A 23074-nucleotide genomic window follows, 5' to 3' on the forward strand; every position below is an offset into this window, starting at 1 on the left:
CGAGCCGGGGCCGGAGCACGGCGATCCCGGACAACAGGGGGACCCCTTCGAGGGGTTGGTGCTGGACGAGGAGTTCGTCCGCGCCGCGAAGGTGAAGGAGGCGTCCGGGCGGGCCCGGATGCTGACGGAGCGTTGGAAGCACAACCCGCCGCAGCCGGAGGAGGTCTGGCGGCCCGTCACCGAGCCGCGCGGGCCCCGCCGCCGGGTGAGCAAGGTGCTGCTGGTGGTGGCGGTGCCGCTGGCGCTGGTGGGGGTCTGCTGGCGTTCGGCGGCGGGTCGGAGCGGGCGCCGAAGTCCTCGGCGCTGCCTTCGCTGGGGGCGGCGACGGCCGCGCCGAGCGGTCCGCCGCCGACCGTCGCGCCGGAGAAGGCGACGCCGGAGCGGCCGTGGGCGGGTTCGCCGGCCGACGCCTGGCCGGCCGGGCCGGACGGGCTGGCGCTGCCGCCGGCGACCGCGGTCGGCGTGTTCGGCCAGGAGCAGGTGGCGGCGGACCTGGCGCTGGTGAAGTCGTTCCTGGTGGCGACCAACATGGATCCGAAGGTGCTGGCGGGCGGGCGTCCGCAGGCGGCGCTGGACCTGTTGGACCCGGCGACGGGCGACGACCTGGCGCAGGAGCTGGCCCGGCCGAGCGCCGAGCACGACCCGGCGAACTGGGTGAGCCGCTTCGATCCGGCGTGGGCGGTGCCGGTGACCGATCAGGTCAAGGTGCAGGGCCTGGTGTCGTTCGAGGGGGACGGCGACCAGGGGCTGCTGGTGCACGCCGACGTGACCTTCGTGTACGCGGTGCGGCCCGGCCCGGAGGTGGGGAAGGCCGTGACGCCGTCCGCGCAGCCGTCGCGGCCCGCGCAGCCGGCTCCGGACGGCGGGGCGGGTGCGGCGAAGCCGGTGGCCTGGGTGCAGGACGACCCGGCGCCGGTGGACGTGGAGCGGGAGATCGTCCGCCGGGCGATCGACTTCCGGTTCGCCGATCCGTCGCGGTTCCAGGTCAAGCGCGGCAAGTTGACGCCGACCCGGTGGTACAGCGACCTGGGCAACAACGAGTGCGGGTACAACGGCGGCTTCCTGCGGCCGTCCTTCCTCGCGGCCCGCGCCACCGGCAGCGCCCGCCCGTCCGACGGGCCGACCACGGACCCGTACGACTGGCACCGCCCGCTGGACGAGAGCGGCAAGTGCGGGGCGGTCAGCCGCAGTTGAGGCAGGGTCAGCCGGTCCGCCGCCGGGCCGTCCGGCGGGCGTCGCGCTCCGCCCGGGCGGAGCGGCGGCGCTGCCAGGTGGCGGTCTGCTGGTCGTGGACGGCCCGTTTGAGGCCTTCGCCGGGGGCTTCCACCAGGCTGCGCAGGAAGTAGGCGGCGAGGGCGCCGACGGAGCCGATCAGCCAGACGCCGGCCAGCGACTTGTCCTCGGCCATCCAGCCGGTGAGGGAGGTGCGGCCCTCGGTGAGGATCTTCCAGTTCCGCAGGCCGGCGAGGGCGGTGCAGACGCCGATGGCGAGCATCAGCAGCAGGGAGAGCGGGGCGGCGTCGGAGAGCCGGACCCCGGAGACGCCCAGGCGCAGCAGCAGCGCCCCGGCGGCGGTGGCCGCCAGGGCGCCGAGCGACACCAGGACGCGGCGCAGCCAGTAGGCGGCGCCGCGGTCGACCCAGGTGGTGCCGAAGAAGCGGATCGGCTCGGGGGCGGGTGCGCCGTCGCCGGTGGTCGTCGTACTCACGGTCCGATTATCACCGCGACGGGGCGCCCGCCCGGGGCGGCGCGCCTCAGCCGAGCTTGGAGACGTCCCGGACGGCGCCCTTGTCGGCGGAGGTGGCCATCGCCGCGTACGCCTTGAGGGCGGCCGAGACCTGGCGGTCGCGGTTCTTCGGGCGGTAGCCGCCGGCGGCCTCCAGCTCGATCCGGCGCTCGTGCAGTTCCTCGAAGGAGATGTCGAGGCTGATGCTGCGGGCCGGGATGTCGATGGTGATCGGGTCGCCGTCGCGGACCAGCGCGATGGCGCCGCCGGACGCGGCCTCGGGCGAGATGTGGCCGATGGACAGGCCGGAGGTGCCGCCGGAGAACCGGCCGTCGGTGATCAGCGCGCAGGCCTTGCCCAGGCCGCGGCCCTTCAGGAAGGACGTCGGGTACAGCATCTCCTGCATGCCCGGGCCGCCCTTGGGGCCCTCGTAGCGGATGACCACCACGTCGCCCTCGGCGACCTGCTTGGCGAGGATCTTCTCGACCGCCTCGTCCTGGGACTCGCAGACCACGGCCTTGCCGCGGAAGCGCCAGATCGACTCGTCCACGCCGGCGGTCTTCACCACGCAGCCGTCCTCGGCGATGTTGCCGTACAGCACGGCGAGGCCGCCCTCGACCGAGTAGGCGTGCTCGACGCTGCGGATGCAGCCGCCGGCGGCGTCGGTGTCCAGGGTGTCCCAGCGCTCGGACTGGCTGAACGCCTCGGCGGAGCGCACGCAGCCGGGGGCGGCGTGCCACAGCTCGACGGCCTGCTCGGACGGCGAACCGCCGCGCACGTCCCAGGTCTTGAGCCACTCGGCGAGCGAGTCGGAGTGCACGGTGTGCACCTCCTCGTTGAGCAGCCCGCCGCGGTACAGCTCGCCGAGGATGGCGGGGATGCCGCCGGCCCGGTGCACGTCCTCCATGTAGTACTTGCCGTTCGGGGCGACCTTGGACAGGCACGGCACCTTGCGCGAGATCGCGTCGATGGCCCGCATGTCGAAGTCGACCCCGGCCTCCTGGGCGGCGGCCAGCAGGTGCAGGATCGTGTTGGTGGAGCCGCCCATCGCGATGTCCAGCGCCATCGCGTTCTCGAACGCGGCGCGGGTGGCGATGTTGCGCGGCAGGACGGACTCGTCGTCGCCGCCGTAGTAGCGGTTGGTGATCTCGACGACCGTCCGGCCGGCCTCCTCGTACAGGGCGCGGCGGGCGGTGTGGGTGGCCAGCACCGAGCCGTTGCCGGGCAGCGACAGGCCGATCGCCTCGGTCAGGCAGTTCATCGAGTTGGCGGTGAACATGCCGGAGCAGGAGCCGCAGGTCGGGCAGGCGTTCTCCTCGATGATCGAGATGTCCGCGTCGGAGACGTTCTCGTTCACCGCCTGGGAGATGGCGTCGACCAGGTCGAGCTTGCGGACGGTGCCGTCGACCAGGGTGGCCTGGCCGGCCTCCATCGGGCCGCCGGAGACGAAGACCGTCGGGATGTCGAGGCGCAGCGCGGCCATCAGCATGCCCGGGGTGATCTTGTCGCAGTTGGAGATGCAGATCAGGGCGTCGGCGCAGTGCGCGTTGACCATGTACTCGACCGAGTCGGCGATCAGGTCGCGCGAGGGCAGCGAGTAGAGCATGCCGTTGTGGCCCATGGCGATGCCGTCGTCGACCGCGATGGTGTTGAACTCGCGCGGGATGCCGCCCGCCTGCTTGATCGCCTCGGAGACGATCCGGCCGACCGGCTGCAGGTGGGTGTGGCCGGGGACGAACTCGGTGAAGGAGTTGGCGACCGCGATGATCGGCTTGCCGAAGTCCTCGCGGGCTACGCCCGCGGCGCGGAGGAGGGCGCGCGCGCCCGCCATGTTGCGACCTTGGGTGACCGTGTTGGACCTCAGCTGGGGCATCGGAGCCGCTCCTTCGGGAACTTTCGGGGTTCGTCGAGCCTACGCCCGCGCCGACCGGTTCCGGACCAGGTGTCCGCGATGCGGTCAGCGGGGGCGGCTCGCGCCCCTCAGGGCCTGGGTGCGACGAACAGCTCCAGCCGGTACGGCTCGATCACCTGCCCGTCCGGGAACTCGGCGAGCAGCGCCTCGCGTTCGGCGGCGAGGATCGGGGCCCGCCGCTCCGGCTCCAGCACGGCCATGTACGAGCGGGAGGTGAGGTCGGTGAGCAGCTGGTCGACGGTCAGCCGGCGCTCCCAGCGCAGGGCGGCCTCCCGGACCTCCAGGCCGGCCCCGGTCAACTTCTCGTGCCCGGCGATCACTCCGCCGTAGTAGTGGTAGGTGGACAGCGCGGCGGCCATCCGCTCCTGGTGGGCGGCGAGCCACGGCTCCTGGTAGTCCTTCACGTTCCACCAGACGGCCAGCGCCCCGCCGGGGCGGAGCACCCGCAGGGCCTCCGGGATCGACCGGTCGGGGTCGGTCCAGTGGAACGCCTGCGCGTAGGTGACGAGGTCCACCGAGGCGTCGTGGAACGGCAGTTCGTCGCCGCCGGCCTTCACCACGGGCAGGCCCGGGCTGACCTCGCGGAGCACCGCGGCCATGCCGTCGCTGGGCTCGACGGCCACCACGCGGGCGCCGCGGCCGGCCAGCAGCCGGGTGGCGATGCCGGTGCCGGCGCCGACGTCGAGCACGTCGGCGCCGGTCAGCGGGCGGCCGGACAACCGCTCCAGTTCGTCGAACAGCGCGTCCGGGTAGGACGGCCGGGCCGCGTTGTACTCGGCCGCGACCGCGCCGAAGGAGTTCGCGTGGGCCTGCAGGTCACTCATCGGTTCATCCCTCTCGTCGTCCCCAACTGCGGGTGCACAGCACCAGGCCGTACCCGTCCGGGTCCTGCACCGTCACGCCGAACTCGTCCCAGTACGGGTTGTGCGCGGGCACCCGGCGGCCGCCCGCGGCGACCAGGCGCTCGACCAGGGCCTCGTCGACGGGCGCGCCCAGGTACAGCACGAACAGGTCCTCGACGGTGGGGGTGGGCGCGATCGGGTGGTCCGGGTCCAGGGCCAGTTCGAAGTGCCAGGCGGCGTCCGGGAATCCGAGCATCAGCAGGTCGTGCGTGCCGGGTTCGCGCTCGGTGCTGCGCCACAGCACCGACAGGCCGAGGCCCTCGACCCAGAACCGCTCGGCGGCCGCCAGGTCGCGGGACGGGCGGGCCAGCCGGACGTGGGTGGCGGGGCCGGGCACGCCCTCGCTCGGTGTGATCACGGAGCCGACTCTAGGCCCGGCCCGTCGCGCTGTCCGCCGTTTTGCGAACGCGCGTTCACTCAGGGGGCGGGCCGGACCGCGGCCAGGTGCAGGCGGGTGAAGGCGAGCGCCTCGGCGAGGTCCGCCTCCCGGTCGGCGGGGGTGCCGGACTTGCGGGTGTTGACCTCCAGCACCACGTGCCCGTCGAAGCCGGTCCGGGCCAGGTGCTCCAGCAGCTCCGCGCACGGCTGCTTGCCGCGGCCCGGGATCAGGTGCTCGTCCTTCCCGGAGCCGGAGCCGTCCGCCAGGTGCACGTGCGCCAGCCGGTCGCCCATCCGGTCGACGAGTTCCAGCGCGTCCACCCGGGAGGTCGCCGCGTGCGACAGGTCGACGGTGAAGTGCCGGTACGCCTCCTCGGTGACGTCCCAGCCCGGCGCGTAGGCCAGCATCTCGCGGTCCCGGTAGCGCCACGGGTACATGTTCTCGACCGCGAACCGGACCGGCGTCTCCCCCGCCATCCGGTCGATGCCGGCCACGAACTCCTTCGCGTACTGCCGCTGCCAGCGGAACGGCGGGTGCACCACCACGGCGTCCGCCCCGAGCCGCTCGGCCGCCTTCCGGGCCCGCACCAGCTTCGTCCACGGGTCGGTGCTCCACACCCGCTGGGTGATCAGCAGGCACGGCGCGTGCACGGCGAGGATCGGCACCTCGTAGGTGTCGGAGAGCCGGCGCAGCGCCTCGACGTCCTGGCTGACCGGGTCGTTCCAGACCATCACCTCGACGCCGTCGTAGCCGAGCCGGGAGGCCAGCTCGAACGCCGTCTCGGTGGTCGACGGGTACACCGAGGCCGTCGACAGCGCGACCTTGGTGTCCGGGACGTGCAGCGCCGGGTGCGGGGGCAGCACCAGCCGGTCGGTGGTGCGCAGCAGCGGCGGCCGCTCCAGCTTCCGCCGGGCAGCGCGGGCGGCCCTCGCCGCCTTCAACGGCAGAGGACCGCGCCTCGGCTTCCGCTCGTCCGCTGTATCCGCCACGCGAACCAGGTTAAGCGCATCCCGCGCGCCCGACGGGTTCACCGACCGGTGGGGAAGCTCACCCGGTCGGGGCGAGCACCGTGAACGCCCTGGGCAGGTAGCCCGGCACCGGGACGCCCTTCTGGTAGCTGACACCCGCGACGACCAGGTCGAAGTCGCCGGTGCAGGTGCCCGCCACGTTGATCCGGACCCGCAGCTCGGTGCCGTCCGCGTTCACCCCCAGCGGGCGCACGTCCAGGCCGCCGCACCAGAGCTGGTCGTTGGTCAACCGGAGCTGCGAGTTGAGGCTGAGCCCGGTGCCGCGGACGGTCGCCTCGACGTAGCCGCTGCCGGTCGCCGTGGCCGGGGTGATCGCCTCCGGGACGCCGGAGCGCGCGGTGCCGGTGCCCGGCCGGGCGCCCTGCAGGGTGAAGGCGAGCGGCAGGTGGGCCTGGCCCGGGCTGAACAGCAGGACGGCGTGCCCGGTGCCGGTGCCCTTGTAGGTGCACACCGTGGAGATCCAGGGGAGCCAGGAGTCCCGGGCGCAGGTGTAGGCGGTGTCGCCGTCGGCCCAGTTCTCCCGGCCCGCCACGCTCAGCCGCGCGCCTTCCAGCCGGTCGTCGGTGACGGCGGCGACGTCCAGCCGCTGGCCGGGCTGCATCTCCAGCACCGCGCAGTAGAGCGGGGCGTCGTCGCTGAGCGTCCCGCCGAGCGGGCCGAAGCCGTCGGCGGAGACCGGGTGGGCGGTGCACTCGGGCGCCCAGCCGTCGGCGGTGGCCAGTCGCCACACGTCCAGCCCGCCCGGGAGCGGGGTCCGGTCGAGCGGGTCCTGGGAGGCGACCGCGGCGAGGTAGCGGGTCGAGCCGGTGACCCGGCAGTCCTTGGCCCAGCCGGCGCACGGCGTGCGGCCGTCGGCGTCCACCACCGTCAGCCAGGCGGTGGCCTGGTCGGTGTTGGCGTGGGTGCTCGCCTGCAGCAGGTCGGCGGCGGCCGCGTCGAAGGTGGTGCAGTGCGCGTCGACGGAGCTCTCGAAGGTGAAGCCGGTGGACGGGCTGCCGATCCGGCCCGAGGCGGCGGGCAGGTCGCAGGCGGCCGCCGGGGTGGCGTCCCGGCGGACCACGGTGAAGTCGAACCGGCCGAGGCCGTTGGTCAGCACCGCGGTGTACGGCCGGCCGGCCGGCGAGTGGCAGGTGTCGGTCCGGCCCGCGACGATCCGGCAGAACTCGTTGCCGGACGGGTCGACCAGGTGCAGCACGGACTGGTACTGCGGCCCCGAGAGCCGGTAGCCGATCAGCTCGGTCACCGGGTGGTCGGCCGGAACGGCGAAGCAGTTCTCCAGCGCACCGTCGGCCGGCCGCCCGGACAGGCCGGTGCGGAGGCCGCTGCCGGTGCCGTAGCCGGAGGCGCCCCACGGCGTGCAGCCGGCGGTCTCGCCGACCCGCTGGACCAGCAGCCGGTGGTCGAACGCTCCCTCGGCCTCCGCCAGCAGCCGGAACGGGGCGGTGCCGGTCAGCCGGCACACCTGGTACGTGTCGTAGACGGTCTGGCCCCGGCACTGCTCGGTGCCGGCCGCGTCCAGCAGGCGGTAGCGGGCCGTCCCGCCGCCGGCCGTCGCCCCGTTCAGCACGTAGACGGCTTCGCCGGACGCGGTCGGCAGGGTCCGGCAGATGTCCTTCCCGGCGGCGCCGAAGTTCTCGACGGGCGCGCCGGAGGCCATCTGGTCGTCCCGGCCGGTGGTGCAGCCGCGGGTCTCGGTGACCGAGCGGAGGACCATTCCGTAGGGGACCGGGTAGGTGCTCGGGTTCACCGTGTAGACGTAGTCGCCGGCGGTGAGCCCGCAGTAGTCCTCGTTCTCGCAGAGCTTGGTGGTGTCGCCCCGGCGGAGCGCGTCGGCGCGGTAGAGGAAGCCGCTCTTCCACCCCCGGTCGCCGGTCCCGCGGAGCAGGTAGCGGCCGTCGGCGGGCACCCGCAGGGTCCGGCAGCGGGTGGTGTCCGTCAGGTCGGGGCCCGTACCGAATGCCTGCGGTTCGACCACCGGGCAGTCATCCGGCTGCGAGAGCCGGGTCAGGGCCAGCTGGTAGCTTCCCCGGTCGTTGCCCCACGCGCCGTGGACGACCACCCGGTAGGGGGCGGCGCCGGTCAGCCGGCAGTCGGAGTACGCGGTGGAGGTGGTGCAGATCTCCCGGGCGGTGGCGTCGAACACGCTCGCGTCCAGGCTGGAGGCGATCAGCCGCATCAGGTCGCCGGAGGCGAAGTCGGTCCGGTAGCAGGTACCGGCCAGGCCGACCGGCACGTTGCCCCCGTAGACGGTGGGCGAGGCCGGCGACATGTCGGCGGCGGCGACGCCCTCGCAGGTGCCGGTGGAGAGCACCGGCAGGTACGACAGTGCGATCGACAGGGTCTCGGTACCCGCGTTGTCCAGCCGCAGCTTGTAGGTGCCCGCCGCCTCGGTGAGGCACCGGATCCGGCCGCGCTCGGCGGGGTCGGCCGGGCTCTGGCAGGCGATCCGCCTGCCGTCCGGGCCGAACAGCTCCGGCGCCGCGCGGTACAGCTGGCCGGACACCCGGACCATCACCAGGTCCCGCGAGTGCGCCACCGCGAGGTCGAACTGCGCCGTGCTGCGCGGCGCGACCCGGCAGTTCACCACCACCTGGGGCTCCAGCCCGGCCGGGCAGGCGCCCGGCGAGGGCGAGGACGACGGGCGGGGCGACGGCGAGGCGGAACCGGACGGCGAGGCGGAACCGGACGGCGAGGGCGACTGCGAGTGGGTGGGCGTCGGGCCGGGGGTCCGGGTCGGGGCCTGGGTGGGAGTGCGGGTGGGCGTCACGCCGGCTTCGGCGTGGGCCGGTGCGTGGTCGTGGTCCCGTGGTCACCGGCCTGGACGGACCGGCTCCCGCTGCCGGACCCGCCGGCGCCGGTCGAGTCGTCCTCGTCCGTCGTCCCGTCGGAGGATTCCGAGGGCGCCGGGGACGCCGGGGCCTCCGGGGTGGCCGACGCGGACGGGGACGGGCTCGTCCCGGCGCCGGGCGTCGTCGTGGCGGACGGGGAGGCGGACGGCGGGGCGGAGGCCGGTGCCGTCCCGGAGGCCGTCGGCTTCCCGTCCCCGCCCGGCAGCAGCACGGCCAGCGACACCAGCACGGCGAGGACCAGCAGACCGCCGACCACGGCGACCCACCGCATCACTCTTCGGCGACCGGAAAACGGCACGGACATGCGATCCCCCCGAACAAGCGCTCTCCCCAGAACGACCGGATCCTAGCGGCTCGCATGCGAATTGCCGACGGCGGATCGGGAATTGATTCGCCGTCGGACGATCAGGCCTCGATCGCGACCCGGCTGTCCTGGCCGTCCATGGTGTCGAGGCGGCGCAGGATGATGCCCTCGCGCAGCGCCCACGGGCAGATGTCCAGCTCTTCCAGGCCGAACAGGTCCATCGCGGCGTCGGCGACCAGCGCGCCGGCCAGCAGCTGGCGGGCGCGGCCGAGCGAGACGCCGGGGATCTGGGCGCGCTCGGCGGGCGTCATGGCGGCCAGCCGGGGCAGCCAGGCGGAGAGGCCGGCCCGGGTGAGCTTGCGGGGGACGCGGACCCCGGCCCCCTCGGGGGCGGCGCCGGTCATCCGGGCCAGCTGCTTGAAGGTCTTGGAGGTGGCCACCGAGTGGTCGGGGGCGCCGAGCCGGGCGACGTCGCCGACCGCGCCGGCGATCTCGGCGCGGATGTGCCGCCGCAGTTCGCGCAGGTCGCCGGGGTCGGCGATGTCGCCGGGCAGGCGGGAGGTGAGGCGGCCGGCGCCGAGCGGCAGGGAGGTGGCGACGTCGGGCTGCTCGTCGAGGCCGCAGGCGATCTCCAGGGAGCCGCCGCCGATGTCGAGGTTGAGCAGCCGGCCCGAGGACCAGCCGAACCAGCGGCGGACGGCGAGGAAGGTCAGCCGGGCCTCGTCCTGGCCGGACAGCACGGTGAGGGCGACGCCGGTCTCGTCCTGGACCCGGTGCAGCACCTCCTCGCCGTTGGCGGCCTCCCGGACGGCGGAGGTGGCGAACGGCAGCAGGTCGACGACGCCCTTGTCCTCGGCGACCCGCAGCGAGGAGGCGACCATCGACACCAGCCGCTCGATGCCGACGGGGCTGATCGCCCCGTCCTCGTCCAGCAGCTCGGCGAGGCGCAGGTCGGCCTTGTGGGAGTAGGCGGGCAGCGGGGCCGCGCCGGGGTGGGCGTCCACCACGAGGAAGTGGACGGTGTTGGAGCCTACGTCGAGCACACCGAGTCGCATGACCGTCCAACCTAGCCCAACCCGGTGACCTGCCGGGGTGCGGGCGGGGTCACAGCATTCCGTCCCAGAGCTGCTCGACGATCACGGCCCACCAGTTCTCCGGGTGGCGCAGGGCGGTCCGGTCCAGGGCGGCCAGCGCCCACTGGAACTCGGCGACGGCCGGGCCGGCCTGCTCGGGCGGCAGGTCGCGCAGGCGCGGGTAGCGCTCGGCGAGCAGCGCGAGGCAGCGGGTGAAGGCGGCGAGGTCGGCGTTGCAGTAGCGGGCCTCGCCGGTGTCTGGGTCGACGGCGCGGATCCGGCCCTGCGCGGTGTCGACGGTGAACAGTGCCCAGCCGTCGGAGCCGAGCAGCCGCTGGCCGAGCAGCGCGGCGCGGGCCGCGGCGGTGGTGCGGCGGCCGCGGCCGAGCGCGGCGAGGTGCTCGGCCAGGTCGGGCAGGACGGGTCCGGCCTGTTCGGCGATGCCGTCGCCCTCGGGCAGGTGGAGGGTGAAGAACCCGGGGACGGTGCGCGGCAGACCGGTGCGCTGCAGGGCGCGGGCGGCGGGCTCGGGCAGGTCGGCGGCGAGCACCGCGGCCTGCTCGAAGCGGTGCACGCCGTCCTCGCCGAACAGTCCGGTCAGCCGCTTCCCGAGGCCGGTCTCGTCCTCGGGCTGGGCGGGCGGCACGGCGAGCGGGAACGGCACCCGGTTGTAGTGGCGGCCGCTGCGGGCCACCAGGGCCCGGACGGCGGCCGCCCGGTGGTCGTGGCGCGGCCCGTACGGCTGCTCGAACTCGATCCGGACGCCGGGCAGCCGGGCCGCGATGACGTGCTCCCAGTAGCCGCCGGGCAGCATCGACAGCCGCAGGTCGGTGCGGAGCGCGATCAGGTTCTCCAGGGCGACGCCCTGCGCGGACAGCTGCTGCCAGGCGCGCAGCGCGGGGTGCGGGTGGCCGTGCGCGGAGTGCACGGTCAGCGAGCGGGTGGCGCCCTTGTCGTCCCGGTAGCCGATCACGGCCCGGGTGCCGGGGCCGGTGACCGGCGGCAGGGCCGGGTTGTGGCTGCCGGCGCCGAGGCGGTCGCGGTAGAGCCGCTCCACCTCGGGCACCGGGACGGACGGGAAGACGGTGAGTTCGCCGCTGACCCGGTCGACGACGGCGCAGGCCGTGCCGATCTCCTCGGGGGCGCGGCGCACCCCGGTGAGCGGGTCGGTGAGGATCGGCGCGGGCTCCGGCCAGAGCACCCAGCCGAGGTCGAACTCGTGGCACCTGACAGGCCGTGAACCCTCCTGCGGGAGGTCGCCGTTGACCCAGCGGTGGGCGGTGGCGAGGGCCTGTTCGCGGGTGATCATCGGCTGGTGCTCCCGGTGGTGCGGTGGATGGTGAGACGGGAGCGCGGCGGCGCTGCCACGGGCCGCTCCTCGGCGGCCGGCTCCTCGGCGGGGCCGCCGACGGTGGCCGGCACCGGCCCGGGCTCGCCCGCCGCGGCGGCCGGTTCGCCGGCCGGGACGGCGACGGTGACGGGCAGCGGAGCGGTCAGGTCGATCGGCCGGTCGGCGGCGTCCACGGCGATCGCCCACAGGCCGTGGTCGGCCGGGTAGAGCGGGGTCGGCGCGGCGTAGCCGGTCTGGTGGTCGAGGTAGCTGAGCACGCCCTTGTGGTTGACGGCGTTCCAGGTGTGCGAGCGGCCGAAGCCGTCGACGGTGAGCAGCACCGCGCGGGTGCCGGTGCCGTGCGCGAGCAGGGCCTGGCCGAGCTTGCCGTGGGCCTCGGCGCCGTCGCCGAGGTCGAGGAAGCGGGTGCCGAGTTCGAGTTCGGCGCGGTCGCGGCCGCCGCGCTCGCCGGCCGGGCCGTCGGGCAGGCGGGCGCGGCGCAGGTGGGAGCGCCGCCGAGGGTGTCGACGGCGGACAGCGCGACGTCCACGCAGTTGTTGGCGCGTCCGCTCTCGCCGGGGCCGCCGCCGTTGAGGACCTCGATCCACTCGCCGACCATCGGGTCCGGGTACGGGGCGGGGGTGCGGCGCACCACCTCGGCCTGGTGCGCGGGGTCGACCGGGCCGAGCCCGCCGGGCAGCCCGTACGGGCGGCTGTCGGCGAGGGTGCGGACCGTCTGCTCGCCGGAGCCGGGCAGCACCGTGCCGCCGCTGCGGCCGCCGGTGATCACCAGCCACGCGGCGGACGCCTGGTGCACCGGTGCACCGGACTCGTCGACGGGGCCGTGCCGCCGGATGTCCGCCATCGGCTCCTGCCGGACGGGGCCGCCGGGGGCGTGCTGGCCGATGCCGCCGCCGCCCGCGGCGGGACCGGGCCGGTCACCGGGCGGGCCGCGACCGCGCGGCCGTCCGCCGGGTGCTGGCCGACGCCGACCACCGCGGCCGCCGAACCGCCCTGGCCGCTCGCACCGGGCGTGCCGGCCGCCGCGCCCGCGGCCGCACCGGGAGCACCGGGGGTTGCGGCCGCTGCGCCCGCGGCCGCACCGGGGCGCCGGGGTGCCGGCCGCGGCGCCCGGGCGCCGGGAGTGCCGGCCGCGCCGGGCGTGCCGACGGGTGCGGCGCCGACCGGGGCCGCACCGGCCACCGGCCCGCGCCGACCGGCCGCCGACCGGCAGGCCGCCGCCGGCGACCGGGGCGGAGCCGCCGCCGACCGGGCCGAGCTGGAACGAGGAGCCGCCGGACGAGCCGCCGGAGCCGCCGCCGAACGACGAGCCGGAGTTGCCGCCGCCGTGGTGACCGCCGCCACCGCCGCCGCCGGCGCTGCCGGAGGACCAGATGTCGGCGTCCACCGCGGGCGCGGCGGCCGGCGGGGGCGGCGCCAGCACCGAGTCGACGTGCACCGACACCGGGCCGTGCGAGGGCGCGGGCGGGGTGTAGTCGTACGAACCGCCGCCGCCACCGCCGCCGTAGGAGCCGCCGCCGCCCGCGTTGCCGTAGCCGCCGCCGTTGCCGCCGCCGTGCGAACCGCCGTAGGCGGCGGCCGAGTTGTTCTGGTAGCCCGAGTTGCCGCGGTGCCCGCCGCCGGCCGGGGCGGACTGCGGCTGGGTGTCCTGGCCGAGCGACACGTCGACGCCGAGGCCGCCGACGTTGGCCTTGACCGAGATGCCGCCGTTGCCCTGGCCGTTGCCGCCCGGCCCGTTGCTGCCCGGGCCGTTCTGACCGCCCGGGCCGTTGCCCTGGTCGCCGCCGGGGACGTTGTGGCCGTGCCCGTTGCCGTGGCCGCCGCGCGAACCGTCCGCGAAGGGGCCGCCGTTGTGCTGGCCGTCGGCGACCTGGACGGGCTGCCCGTCCGGGCCGAGCAGGTCCAGCGGGCGGCCGTCCGCGCCGAACTGGACGATCTGGCCGTTCGGGCCGACCGCCTGCATCGCGGCGTTCACCGTGACGGCCTGGCCGTTGCCACCGGTCACCAGGTGGCCCTTCTGGTCGGTGACCAGGCCGGACACCTGGCTGCCGTCGGCGGCCATCATCAGCGGGTGGCCGTCCTCGCCGAGCTTGGGGTGGCCGTCCAGGCCGAGGGCCAGCGTGATGCCGGTGCCGACCAGCGCGCCGGTCAGGCCGACCAGCAGCGGCTTGCCGTCCTTGCCGAGCAGCGGCTTGCCGTCCTCGCCCATCGCCACGCCGCTGACCGGCGTGCCGTCCGGGCCGACCAACTGCTGGGTGCCGTCCGCGCCCTGGGTGACCTTGACGCCCTCGACGCCCTTGACCCGCTGGCCGTCCTCGCCGACCAGCACCGGGTTGCCGTGCCGGTCGGTCTTGACGGTGCCGTCGGCCTTCAGCTCGGCGTGCACGCCGGCCACCCCGGCGACCTCCACCGCGCGGGCCACCCCGGACTTCGCCAGCACGCCGGTGACCTGCCCGGAACGCGCGGCCATCGAGGACTCGCGGTTCTCGCCGTGCAGGCCGCGGCCGTCGGCCTGGGCGATCCGCTCCAGGGCGACCAGCGGAGGCTCCTTGGCGAGCGACTTCGCCGCCTCGCCCATGTCCCGCTCCAGCTGCTCCAGCAGCTGGCCGATCTTCCGCTTGGCGTCGGCGACCGCGGCCAGCTCCTCGGCCTCGGCGACGCCCTCCTTCACCACGCCGGCCGCGCCGTTCACCAGGCCGGACACCAGGCCGCCGACCCCGGAGGTCAGCTCCTTGCCGGCCTGCGCGATCTGCGCCTTGGCCTTCGCCTCGGCGGCGTCCGCCGCCCGGATCTTCTCGGTCAGCTCCTGGAGCACCGCGACGATCTCGGCCTTGCTGTGGTCGACCACGCCGGCCGCCTTGTCCAGCGCGGCGGCCACCAGGCCGGCCGCCGCGGACGCGTCGTCGAGCTGGCCGCGGCCGCCGCCGCTGAACTGCTGCCAGTGCGTGCTGAACGCCTCCACCGCGGGGCCCGCGTTCTCCCCGGCCACCCGCTGCGCGGAGGTGTTGCCGCGGCGCACCAGGGCGTCCGCCTCGGAGCCGAACTCCCGCCACAGACCGGCTGCTTGACGCAGTCCGTCCTCGTCCGCCTGCGGCCACGCGTGGCCGGTCCGTGCCAGCGCGGGGGCGAGTTCCTCCGGCAGGTTCCTGGACACGTGCTCCCCCTTCGGGTGGTGCGGTTCGGCGTGCACAGCCGCCCGCCGCGTGCTCTGACTGCGGTTCAGGCCCGGCCGGTTGCGGTCGGGTGGTTCAGCGACGGCGCGTTGAAGTCCGCGCTGATCTCGCCGTCGGTGCGCTCCATGCTGTCCGCCATGGTGTGCAGGCCCCGGCCGATCCGGTCGAGCCGCTCCGCCAGACCCTGCAGCCCGGCGAGCACGCCCTCCCGGGCCTCGCCGTACGCGCTGCCGAACGGCTTGCCCGGGGCGTCACTGCCCCACGGCGCACCCAGCGCCGCCAGCCCGCTCTCCAACTGCTTCGCGGCGCTGCCGAACTCTTTCGAGACGGTCTCGAACTCCCGTCCCTCGCCGTGGAGTTCCCACGACCGGATGACGACCTTGTCGCCCATGTGCACTCCCCCGTGCAAGGGCGCTCGCGCGCCCGACTACCCCCGGCTGGGACATCCTAGGGCCGCGCGCCGCCCCCGCCGCCCGGGCGGCGGCCCTTTTCACAGCCGTTTCACCTACACCGACCACCAAGCCCCCCGAAAACCCTCCCAACTCCGACAAACCCGCAGCAAAGCCGCGCCGCCGCACGACGGCCGCCCCGGCCCAGGCCATACCCTTGCCGGGTGGCACCTGCTGAGAGCGCGAAGAAGAACAAGAAGTCCAAGAAGTCCGGCCCGGCCCCCGTGCCCGGCAAGGGCCCGGTCGTCGACCTGGCGATGCCGACCGTCCGCGAAGTCGCCCTCGACTTCCCGCGCGCCTGGGTCGAGTTCACCGACCCCGCCGACGAGGACCAGGTGTTCCGCTGCGACCTCACCTGGCTCACCTCCCGCTGGGGCTGCATCTTCGGCAAGGGCTGCCACGGCATCCAGCCCGGCCGCGGCGCGTCCGACGGCTGCTGCACCCTCGGCGCCCACTACTCCGACGAGGACGACGAGCAGCGCGTCACCGAGCACGCCGCCCGCCTCACCCCCGACATCTGGGAGCACCACGCGGAGGGCACCGACGCGAAGGGCCGGATCCGGCGCGACGGCGGCATCACCATGTTCGACGAGGACGGCGACCGCCAGACCCGCCGCGTCAACGGCGCCTGCCTCTTCCTCAACAGCCCTGGCTTCCCCGGCGGCGCCGGCTGCGCCCTGCACGTCCTCGCCCTGCGCGAGGGCCTCGAACCCCTCCAGACCAAGCCGGACGTCTGCTGGCAGCTCCCGATCCGCCGCACCTACGACTGGATCGACCGCCCCGACGACACCCGCTACCTCCAGGTCTCGATCGGCGAGTACGACCGCCGCGGCTGGGGCCCCGGCGGCCACGACCTCCACTGGTGGTGCACCGGCTCCCCCGAGGCCCACAACGCCCCCGACCCGGTCTACGTCTCCTACCGCCCCGAGCTCACCGAACTCATGGGCCCGGACGCGTACGCCGCCCTCGTCGCCCTCTGCGAGGCCCACAACCCGCGCCTCGCCCCGCACCCCGCCGACCAGTAGGGGCACCCATCAGGGGCTCGGGGAACGGCGAGGCCGAGTCTGCGGCTGGTTCTGGGGGCGCGAGAAGGTCCATGAGTTTCGGGTCCCCGCCGTAGGGCCCGTCGCAGCCATGACCGACCGCCGTCCTCGACCGCCGGCAACAGGGCCTCGCCGGTCCCCGAGCCCCTGTCGGGGCTCTCCTCGCCCTTACTTGTCGATGTCTCCCACCACGAAGAACATCGACCCCAGGATCGCCACCATGTCCGCGACCAGCGTCCCCGGCAGCAGTTCGGTCAGGGCCTGGATGTTGTTGAACGACGCCGACCGCAGCTTGAGCCGCCACGGCGTCTTCTCGCCGCGCGACACCAGGTAGTACCCGTTCAGCCCGAGCGGGTTCTCGGTCCAGGCGTAGGTCTCCCCCTCGGGAGCCTTGAGCACCTTGGGCAGCCGCAGGTTGATCGGCCCGGAGGGCATCTCCGCCAGCCGGTCGAGGCACGCGTCCGCGAGGTCGAGGGAGTTCGCGGTCTGCTCCAGCAGGCACTCGAAGCGGGCCAGGCAGTCGCCCTCGTCCCGGACGGGCACCCGCAGGACGTCCTGGAGCTCCCCGTACGCGAGGTACGGCTCGTCGCGGCGCAGGTCGAAGTCGACGCCGCTGGCCCGGGCGATCGGTCCGCTGACGCCGTACGCGTGGACGTGCTCGCGGGAGAGCACGCCGATCCCGGCGGTCCGGCCGCGGAAGATCTCGTTGCCGAGCACGAGGTCCTCGAAGACCGGCAGTTGCGAGCGGACGACGCCGACGGCCGTGCGGACCCGGCCGAGCCAGCCGGCCGGCAGGTCCTCCTTGAGGCCGCCGACGCGGTTGAACATGTAGTGCATGCGACCGCCGGAGGCCTCCTCCAGCACGTGCTGGAGCTCCTCGCGTCCGTTGAAGGAGTGGAAGATCGGGGTGATCCCGCCGAGCTCCAAGGGGTAGGAGCCGAGGAACATCAGGTGGTTGAGCACCCGGTTGAGTTCGGCGAGCAGGGTCCGCAGCCAGACGGCGCGCTCGGGGACCTCCATGCCGAGCATCCGCTCGACGGCGAGGACGACGCCGAGTTCGTTGGCGAAGGCGGACAGCCAGTCGTGCCGGTTCGCCAGCATGATGATCTGCCGGTAGTCGCGGGCCTCGAAGAGCTTCTCCGCGCCGCGGTGCATGTAGCCGATCACGGGCTCGGCCGAGCTGATCCGCTCGCCGTCGAGGACCAGCTTCAGGCGCAGCACGCCGTGCGTGGACGGGTGCTGGGGACCGATGTTGAGCACCATGTCGGTGCTGCCGGGATCCCCGGGGAGCGTCTGCGCGCCCGGGCCGATGCCGACCGTGGTCTCCGTCATGGCCGTCGACTCCTTCATGAGGGGAGAGTCTGCCATCCCGGCAGGGCCGCGAGGTCGTCCGGTACCGGCATGCGGACGGCCTGGACCAGCCAGTGGAACGCGCCGAGTCCGGCCGGGGCGGTGAGTTCGGCGGCTTCGCCGGCCCCGCCGAGGGCCCGCAGATAGCCGGCCGGGTCGGTGCCGGCGAGGGCGAGCGGCGGGCGGGCGCCGCTGACGCCGAGGGCGTGCAAGGCAGTGCGCTGGGTGGTGAGCAGCGTCGGGTGGCCGGGGACGGCCGCGGAGTCGAGGGCGACGTGGGCGGTGAGGTCGCAGGAGCCGTCGGGGACGGGTGCGGTCTGCCGGCCGTCGCGGAAGCCGGTGAGGGTGCCGTACGGGGGGCGGGTGTCGCGGGTGTGCGCGTAGTCGACGGCGACGGCGAGGCCGCGGTCGAGGGCGGCGACGGCGGCGGCCCAGGCGGCGTCCCGGGGGGCGCCGAGTTCGACGCGTTCGCCGGGCCACCAGCGGTCCGCCCAGGCGGCGTCCTCCGGGTCGAGCGGCCCGCCGGGCCGTTCGGCGCCGTCGGGGGCGACCTCGACGTAGCGCAGCACCCCGTCCTCGTCCCGTTCGGCGAGGTCGAGCGGGACGTTGTCGAGCCACTCGTTGGCGAACAGCAGGCCGGTGACGGCGCCCGGCAGCCCGGGGCCCCAGGCGATCTCGCCGGGCAGGCCGGCCGGGCGGTCGGCGAGTTCGACGGCGTGCAGGGCGACCCGGTCGCGGAGTCCGGCGGGCAGCGCGTCGCGGACGGCGACGGTGAGTTCGCCGCGGCCGGCGCCGACGTCCACGAAGTCGAGCCGGGCGGGCGAGCCGAGTGCGGCGTCGACCCCGGCGAGCAGCCGGGCCACCGCGCCGGCGAACCGGGCGGAGGCGTGCACGGAGGTGCGGAAGTGTCCGGCCGGGCCCTCCGGCCTGCGGTAGAAGCCGCCGTCGGGCCGGTACAGGGCGTGTTCGATCGCGGGCCGCCACCGCATCCATGTCATAGCCGGCGACGTTACCGGGGAGGAGACGATCTCCACCCTGGGGAGTAGCCCCGGATCGCTCTCCCGACGGACCTGAACACGCCGTCCGACTCCCTAGGCTGGACACGTGCATCGACTCAACGCCTGGCTCCGCCGACATCCCATGGTGGTCGACTCCGCGTGGGCGCTGCCGGTGCTGTTCTTCGGGGTCCTCGCTGCGGCGGAACAGACCGGGATGGTCGCGGACTACTCGGCCGCCCAGCAGGGCGCGGGCCTGGCGGTCGCGGTGCTGCTGCCCCTCCTGATGGTCTTCCGGCGGCGCCGGCCGGACGTCACCACGGCGGTGGCGGTCGCGCTCGGCCTCGGCCAGGTCGCGGCCCGGATCGACCCGGGCGCGTCGAGCATCGCCTACCTGGTGTTCGCCTACACCGGCGCGGCCTTCGGCCGGCCCTGGACGTCCAGGGTGGCGCTGGTCGCCAGCCTGGTCGCCGGGCCGCTCACGGTCTGGCGGCTGGTGCCGTCGTACGACGGCCCGAACGACACCTTCCTCCGGCGGCTCCTGCTGGCCGCGCTGATGACCACCCCGTTCGTGCTGTGCTGGGCGTGGGGCCGGCTGACCCGGGTCCGCCGCGCCTACCTGGTGGAGCTGGAGGACCGGGCGTCCCGGCTGGAGCGCGAACGGGACGCCCAGGCGCAGGTCGCGGTCGCCGCCGAGCGCGCCCGGATCGCCCGCGAGCTGCACGACGTGGTGGCGCACAACGTGTCCGTGATGATCGTCCAGGCGGACGGCGCCGCGTACGTGATGGACTCCTCGCCGAAGCAGGCCAAGGAGGCGCTGAACACCATCGCCTCCACCGGCCGCCAGGCCCTCGCCGAGATGCGCCGCCTGCTGGGCGTGCTGCGCACCGCCGACACCACCGGCGAGTACGTGCCGCAGCCGGGCGTCGAGGAGCTTCCCGACCTGCTGGAGCAGGTCCGGACGGCCGGCCTGCCGGTCGAGTTCAGCGCCACCGGCGAGGTCCGCGAACTGCCCCGCGGCCTGGAGCTGACGGTCTACCGGATCGTCCAGGAGGCCCTCACCAACGTCCGCAAGCACGGCGGGCCGGACGCCAGCGCCAAGGTCGCCGTCGACTTCCGGGACGGCGACCTGGAGGTGCTGGTCGAGGACGACGGCCGCGGCAGCACCCGCGAACAGCTCACCGCCGGCGGCGCCGACGGCCTCGGCCACGGCCTGATCGGCATGCGCGAACGGGTCGGTATGGTCAGCGGCAGCCTGGACGTCGGGCCGCGGCCCGGCGGCGGCTTCCGGATCAGGGCCGTCCTGCCACTCAAAGTGTCCAAATGAAGGAGACCCGACCGATGCCGATCCGCGTGATGCTGGTCGACGACCAGGAACTGCTGCGCACCGGCTTCCGGATGGTCCTGCAGTCACAGGGCGACATCGAGATCGCCGCCGAGGCCGGCGACGGCCAGCAGGCGCTCGACGTGCTGCGCACCGCCGAGGTCGACGTGATCCTGATGGACGTCCGGATGCCCCGCCTCGACGGCGTCCAGGCCACCCGCCGGATCTGCCTCGACGACCGCGGCACCCCGATCGAGGGCGCCCCCCGGGTGCTCATCCTCACCACCTTCGACCTGGACGAGTACGCCTTCGCGGCGCTCAAGGCCGGCGCGTCCGGCTTCCTGCTCAAGGACGTGCCGCCGACCGAGCTGGTCGCCGCGATCCGCGCCGTGCACGGCGGTGACGCGGTGGTCGCGCCCACCACCACCCGCCGCATGATCGACCGCTTCGCCGAGGTGCTGCCCACCCCGACGGCGGCCCCGGCTCGGCCGTCCTCACCCCGCTCACCGAGCGCGAGCGCGAGGTCTTCCTGCTGGTCGCCCAGGGCCTGTCCAACGGCGAGATCGCCGCCCGCCTGGTGCTCTCCGAGGCCACCGTGAAGACCCACGTCGGCCGCATCCTCGCCAAGCTCGGCCTCCGCGACCGCGTCCAGGCCGTCGTCCTCGCCTACGAGAACGGCCTGGTCCGCGCCGGCGAGACGCACTGACCCCTGCCCGCCGCCGCCCACCCACCCGAGCACCCGCGACCCTGGCTCTCCCGTTCCGGTCCTCGTTCCCTTCGTGGGTGGGCGGGCGGGTGGCCGGGTGGGCGCAGAAAGCAGGGCCCCCGCTGCCCGTACCATTGAGCAGTACGTCTGGTACCCGCCGAGGACTGGAACGGAAGAGTGCTGCACGACTTCGGAGATCCCTCCGACCCCGGTAACCGCCCTGCCCGGCTCGCCGTCGGTGTGGTCGGGGCCGGCCGGGTCGGTCCCGCCCTGGGTGCGGCCCTGCAGTTGGCCGGGCACCGCGTGGTGGCCGCGTCCGGCGTCTCCGCCGCCTCGCGGCGTCGCGCCGAGTCCCTGCTGCCGGGCGTCCGCCTGGTGACGCCCCCGCAGGTGATGGCCGCGGCCGACCTGGTGCTGCTGACCGTCCCGGACGACGCGCTGCCCGATCTGGTGAGCGGGCTGGCCGCGACCGACGCCGTCCGTCCGGGCCAGATACTCGTCCACACCTCGGGCGCGCACGGCGTGGCGGTGCTGGAGCCGGCGACCCGCAAGGGCGCGCTGCCGCTCGCGCTGCACCCGGCGATGACCTTCACCGGCACCTCGGTGGACGTGGCCCGGCTGGCCGGCTGCCCGTTCGGGGTGACCTCTCCGGAGGAGCTGCGGCCGGTCGCGGAGGCGCTGGTGGTGGAGATGGGCGGCGAGCCGTCCTGGATCCCGGAGGATGTCCGGCCGCTGTACCACACGGCTCTCGCGCACGGTGCGAACCACCTGGTCACGCTGGTCGCGCAGGCGATGGAGCTGCTGCGCACCGCGGGTGTCGCCGAGCCCGGCCAGATGCTCGGCCCGCTGCTCGGCGCGGCCCTGGACAACGCCCTGCGCTCCGGCGACCTGGCCCTGACCGGCCCGGTCGCCCGCGGCGACGTGGGGACGGTGCGCAAGCACCTCGACCGACTCGCTACGGTGACCCCGGACATCGGCCAGGCGTACCGGGCGATGGCGAGGGCGACCGCGCAACGGGCGGTCGCCAACGGATCGTTGAAGCCGGAACCGGCGGCGGCGCTGCTGGACGTACTGAACGAGGAGAACCACTGATGGCACGCGACAGGCGCCCGGCGAAGGCCCCGAAGGCGGCGAAGGTCCGCAAGGCGGTGCTGACCCGCACCGTGGAGGAGTTCGAGGCCGCGTTCTGGCCGGACGAGCAGCCGGTCGACAACGCCGTGGTGATGACCATGGGCGCGCTGCACCAGGGCCACGCGGCGCTGGTCCGGGAGGCCCGCCGCCAGGTCGGCAAGGACGGCCGGGTCGCCGTCACGGTGTTCGTGAACCCGCTGCAGTTCGGCGCCGGCGAGGACCTGGACCGCTACCCGCGCACCCTGGACGCCGACCTCGCGCTCGCCGAGGAGATGGGCGCGGACGTGGTGTTCGCCCCGACCGTGGACGAGATGTACCCGAACGGCGAGCCGCTGGTGCGCCTCTCGGCGGGCCCGATGGGCGAGGGCTTCGAGGGCGCGTCCCGCCCCGGCCACTTCGACGGCGTGCTGACCGTCGTCGCCAAGCTGCTGCACATCACCGACCCGGACTTCGCGGTCTTCGGCGAGAAGGACGCCCAGCAGCTGGCGATCATCCGCCGGATGGTCGCGGACCTGGACTTCGACGTGGAGATCGTCGGCGTCCCGACCGTCCGCGAGGAGGACGGCCTGGCGCTGTCCTCCCGCAACCGCTTCCTCTCCGAGGACGAGCGCACCCGGGCGCTCGTGCTCTCCCGCGCCCTGTTCGCCGGCCGCGACGCCGGCGCCCAGGGCGCCAAGGCCGTCCGCGAGGCGGCCGCGGCCGTGCTCGACGGCGCGGACGGCATCTCCCTCGACTACCTCGCCCTGATCGATCCGCTGTCCTTCACCGAGGCGCCGGACGACTTCCGGGGCGAGGCGGTGCTCGCGCTCGCGGCCAGGGTCGGCTCGACCCGGCTGATCGACAACGTCAGCATCATCGTCCGATAGGCAAGTAGTTCCGGCTGCAAGCCCGGCATGCACTCAGAGAGGCGTGACCACATGCTCCGCACCATGCTCAAGTCCAAGATCCACCGGGCCACCGTGACCCAGGCCGACCTGCACTACGTGGGATCGGTGACGGTCGACGAGGACCTGCTCGACGCCGCGGACCTGCTCCCCGGCGAGCTGGTCCACATCGTCGACATCAACAACGGCGCCCGGCTGGAGACCTACACCATCGCGGGCCCGCGCGGCTCCGGCGTCATCGGCATCAACGGCGCCGCCGCCCGGCTGGTCCACCCCGGCGACCTGGTGATCCTGATCGCCTACGGGCAGATGGACACCGCCGAGGCCAAGGCGTACCTGCCGAAGGTGGTGTTCGTCGACGAGCACAACCGGATCACCGGCACGGGCGGGGACCCCGCGGACGCCCCCGAGGGCAGCGGACTGCTGCGCGGCGACGCCGCGTACGGTGGGTCGAACGGCGCGGCCGACGCCGCCGCGCACTGAAGGAGCAACTGA

19 protein-coding genes and 3 pseudogenes are annotated in these 23074 nt (G+C 74.7%); 7 read left to right on the forward strand and 15 right to left on the reverse strand.

Annotation, left to right across the window (positions count from 1 at the left end; translation table 11 throughout):
• Positions 1-132 precede the first annotated feature (132 nt).
• The gene (locus tag KCH_RS16255; RefSeq protein WP_157032071.1) at positions 133-1194 is read left to right on the forward strand and encodes a hypothetical protein; all 1062 of its coding nucleotides are present in this window, start codon (positions 133-135) and stop codon (positions 1192-1194) included.
• Positions 1195-1201: 7 nt separating this feature from the next.
• On the opposite strand, the gene KCH_RS16260 is transcribed toward KCH_RS16255, so the two are convergent.
• The 13 genes and pseudogenes from KCH_RS16260 to KCH_RS16310 all read right to left on the reverse strand — a co-directional run bounded on the left by KCH_RS16260 (position 1202) and on the right by KCH_RS16310 (position 15088).
• Positions 1202-1708: a hypothetical protein gene (locus KCH_RS16260; RefSeq protein WP_035863721.1), complete on the reverse strand. Its 507-nt coding sequence runs from the start codon at positions 1706-1708 to the stop codon at positions 1202-1204.
• Between the two features lie 46 nt (positions 1709-1754).
• Positions 1755-3599: a dihydroxy-acid dehydratase gene (gene ilvD, locus KCH_RS16265; protein WP_035863722.1), complete on the reverse strand. Its 1845-nt coding sequence runs from the start codon at positions 3597-3599 to the stop codon at positions 1755-1757.
• Positions 3600-3706: 107 nt separating this feature from the next.
• Positions 3707-4462 (reverse strand): class I SAM-dependent methyltransferase, encoded by a 756-nt coding sequence (locus KCH_RS16270; RefSeq protein ID WP_035863730.1) that lies wholly within the window; start codon positions 4460-4462, stop codon positions 3707-3709.
• A gap of 4 nt (positions 4463-4466) precedes the next feature.
• Complete coding sequence (locus KCH_RS16275) at positions 4467-4898, reverse strand: VOC family protein (RefSeq protein ID WP_244305340.1); 432 nt, start codon at positions 4896-4898, stop codon at positions 4467-4469.
• A gap of 59 nt (positions 4899-4957) precedes the next feature.
• Positions 4958-5761 carry a sugar phosphate isomerase/epimerase family protein gene (locus KCH_RS16280; protein WP_035872315.1) on the reverse strand — a complete coding sequence of 268 codons (804 nt, stop codon included), beginning with the start codon at positions 5759-5761 and terminating at the stop codon, positions 4958-4960.
• 205 nt (positions 5762-5966) lie between these two features.
• Entirely contained in the window at positions 5967-8714 is a 2748-nt protein-coding gene (locus KCH_RS16285) for a hypothetical protein (protein ID WP_035863733.1), read from the reverse strand.
• Positions 8711-9067, reverse strand: a complete 357-nt coding sequence (locus tag KCH_RS16290) for a hypothetical protein (RefSeq protein ID WP_035863735.1) — start codon at positions 9065-9067, stop codon at positions 8711-8713. The genes KCH_RS16285 and KCH_RS16290 overlap by 4 nt, the downstream gene beginning before the upstream one ends.
• A 134-nt stretch (positions 9068-9201) precedes the next feature.
• A complete protein-coding gene (locus KCH_RS16295) occupies positions 9202-10155 on the reverse strand; it encodes a Ppx/GppA family phosphatase (RefSeq protein ID WP_035863739.1) in 954 nt (317 codons plus the stop codon).
• Positions 10156-10204: 49 nt separating this feature from the next.
• Positions 10205-11482, reverse strand: coding sequence for an SUKH-4 family immunity protein (locus KCH_RS16300; protein WP_035863741.1), 1278 nt, complete (start codon positions 11480-11482; stop codon positions 10205-10207).
• Positions 11479-11781 carry a hypothetical protein gene (locus KCH_RS44530; RefSeq protein ID WP_244305341.1) on the reverse strand — a complete coding sequence of 101 codons (303 nt, stop codon included), beginning with the start codon at positions 11779-11781 and terminating at the stop codon, positions 11479-11481. Before KCH_RS44530 ends, KCH_RS16300 begins: the two co-directional genes overlap by 4 nt.
• A 30-nt stretch (positions 11782-11811) precedes the next feature.
• A pseudogene (locus KCH_RS47210) lies at positions 11812-12300 on the reverse strand (toxin glutamine deamidase domain-containing protein); the annotation flags it as partial.
• Between the two features lie 2042 nt (positions 12301-14342).
• Positions 14343-14714, reverse strand: a pseudogene (locus tag KCH_RS47655) (WXG100-like domain-containing protein); the annotation flags it as partial.
• Positions 14715-14743: 29 nt separating this feature from the next.
• Positions 14744-15088, reverse strand: a complete 345-nt coding sequence (locus KCH_RS16310) for a WXG100 family type VII secretion target (RefSeq protein WP_035863745.1) — start codon at positions 15086-15088, stop codon at positions 14744-14746.
• 222 nt (positions 15089-15310) lie between these two features.
• Here KCH_RS16310 and KCH_RS16315 point away from each other — a divergent pair, with 222 nt between their 5' ends.
• Positions 15311-16171, forward strand: coding sequence for a DUF3109 family protein (locus KCH_RS16315; RefSeq protein ID WP_035863746.1), 861 nt, complete (start codon positions 15311-15313; stop codon positions 16169-16171).
• 186 nt (positions 16172-16357) lie between these two features.
• Here the strand turns inward: KCH_RS16315 and KCH_RS16320 are convergent, their stop codons facing one another.
• Both KCH_RS16320 and KCH_RS16325 read right to left on the reverse strand, forming a co-directional pair.
• On the reverse strand, positions 16358-17521 hold the full coding sequence (locus tag KCH_RS16320; RefSeq protein ID WP_035863748.1) for an NADH-quinone oxidoreductase subunit D: 1164 nt from the start codon (positions 17519-17521) through the stop codon (positions 16358-16360).
• A 14-nt stretch (positions 17522-17535) separates the two neighbouring features.
• Positions 17536-18537: an SAM-dependent methyltransferase gene (locus tag KCH_RS16325; protein WP_035863751.1), complete on the reverse strand. Its 1002-nt coding sequence runs from the start codon at positions 18535-18537 to the stop codon at positions 17536-17538.
• Between the two features lie 106 nt (positions 18538-18643).
• Between KCH_RS16325 and KCH_RS16330 the strand changes: the two genes are divergently transcribed.
• From KCH_RS16330 to panD, 5 genes and pseudogenes are all read left to right on the forward strand, one after another.
• Positions 18644-19861: a sensor histidine kinase gene (locus tag KCH_RS16330; protein WP_035863753.1), complete on the forward strand. Its 1218-nt coding sequence runs from the start codon at positions 18644-18646 to the stop codon at positions 19859-19861.
• A gap of 14 nt (positions 19862-19875) precedes the next feature.
• A pseudogene (locus tag KCH_RS16335) lies at positions 19876-20564 on the forward strand (response regulator).
• A gap of 177 nt (positions 20565-20741) precedes the next feature.
• Positions 20742-21656 carry a Rossmann-like and DUF2520 domain-containing protein gene (locus tag KCH_RS16340; RefSeq protein ID WP_157032073.1) on the forward strand — a complete coding sequence of 305 codons (915 nt, stop codon included), beginning with the start codon at positions 20742-20744 and terminating at the stop codon, positions 21654-21656.
• Positions 21656-22561, forward strand: a complete 906-nt coding sequence (gene panC / locus KCH_RS16345) for a pantoate--beta-alanine ligase (RefSeq protein WP_035863755.1) — start codon at positions 21656-21658, stop codon at positions 22559-22561. The genes KCH_RS16340 and panC overlap by 1 nt, the downstream gene beginning before the upstream one ends.
• Before the next feature lie 51 nt (positions 22562-22612).
• Positions 22613-23062 (forward strand): aspartate 1-decarboxylase, encoded by a 450-nt coding sequence (gene panD / locus KCH_RS16350; RefSeq protein ID WP_035863757.1) that lies wholly within the window; start codon positions 22613-22615, stop codon positions 23060-23062.
• Positions 23063-23074: the final 12 nt, after the last annotated feature.

It is taken from the genome of Kitasatospora cheerisanensis KCTC 2395 (assembly GCF_000696185.1).
In the GTDB taxonomy this organism is placed as follows: domain Bacteria; phylum Actinomycetota; class Actinomycetes; order Streptomycetales; family Streptomycetaceae; genus Kitasatospora; species Kitasatospora cheerisanensis.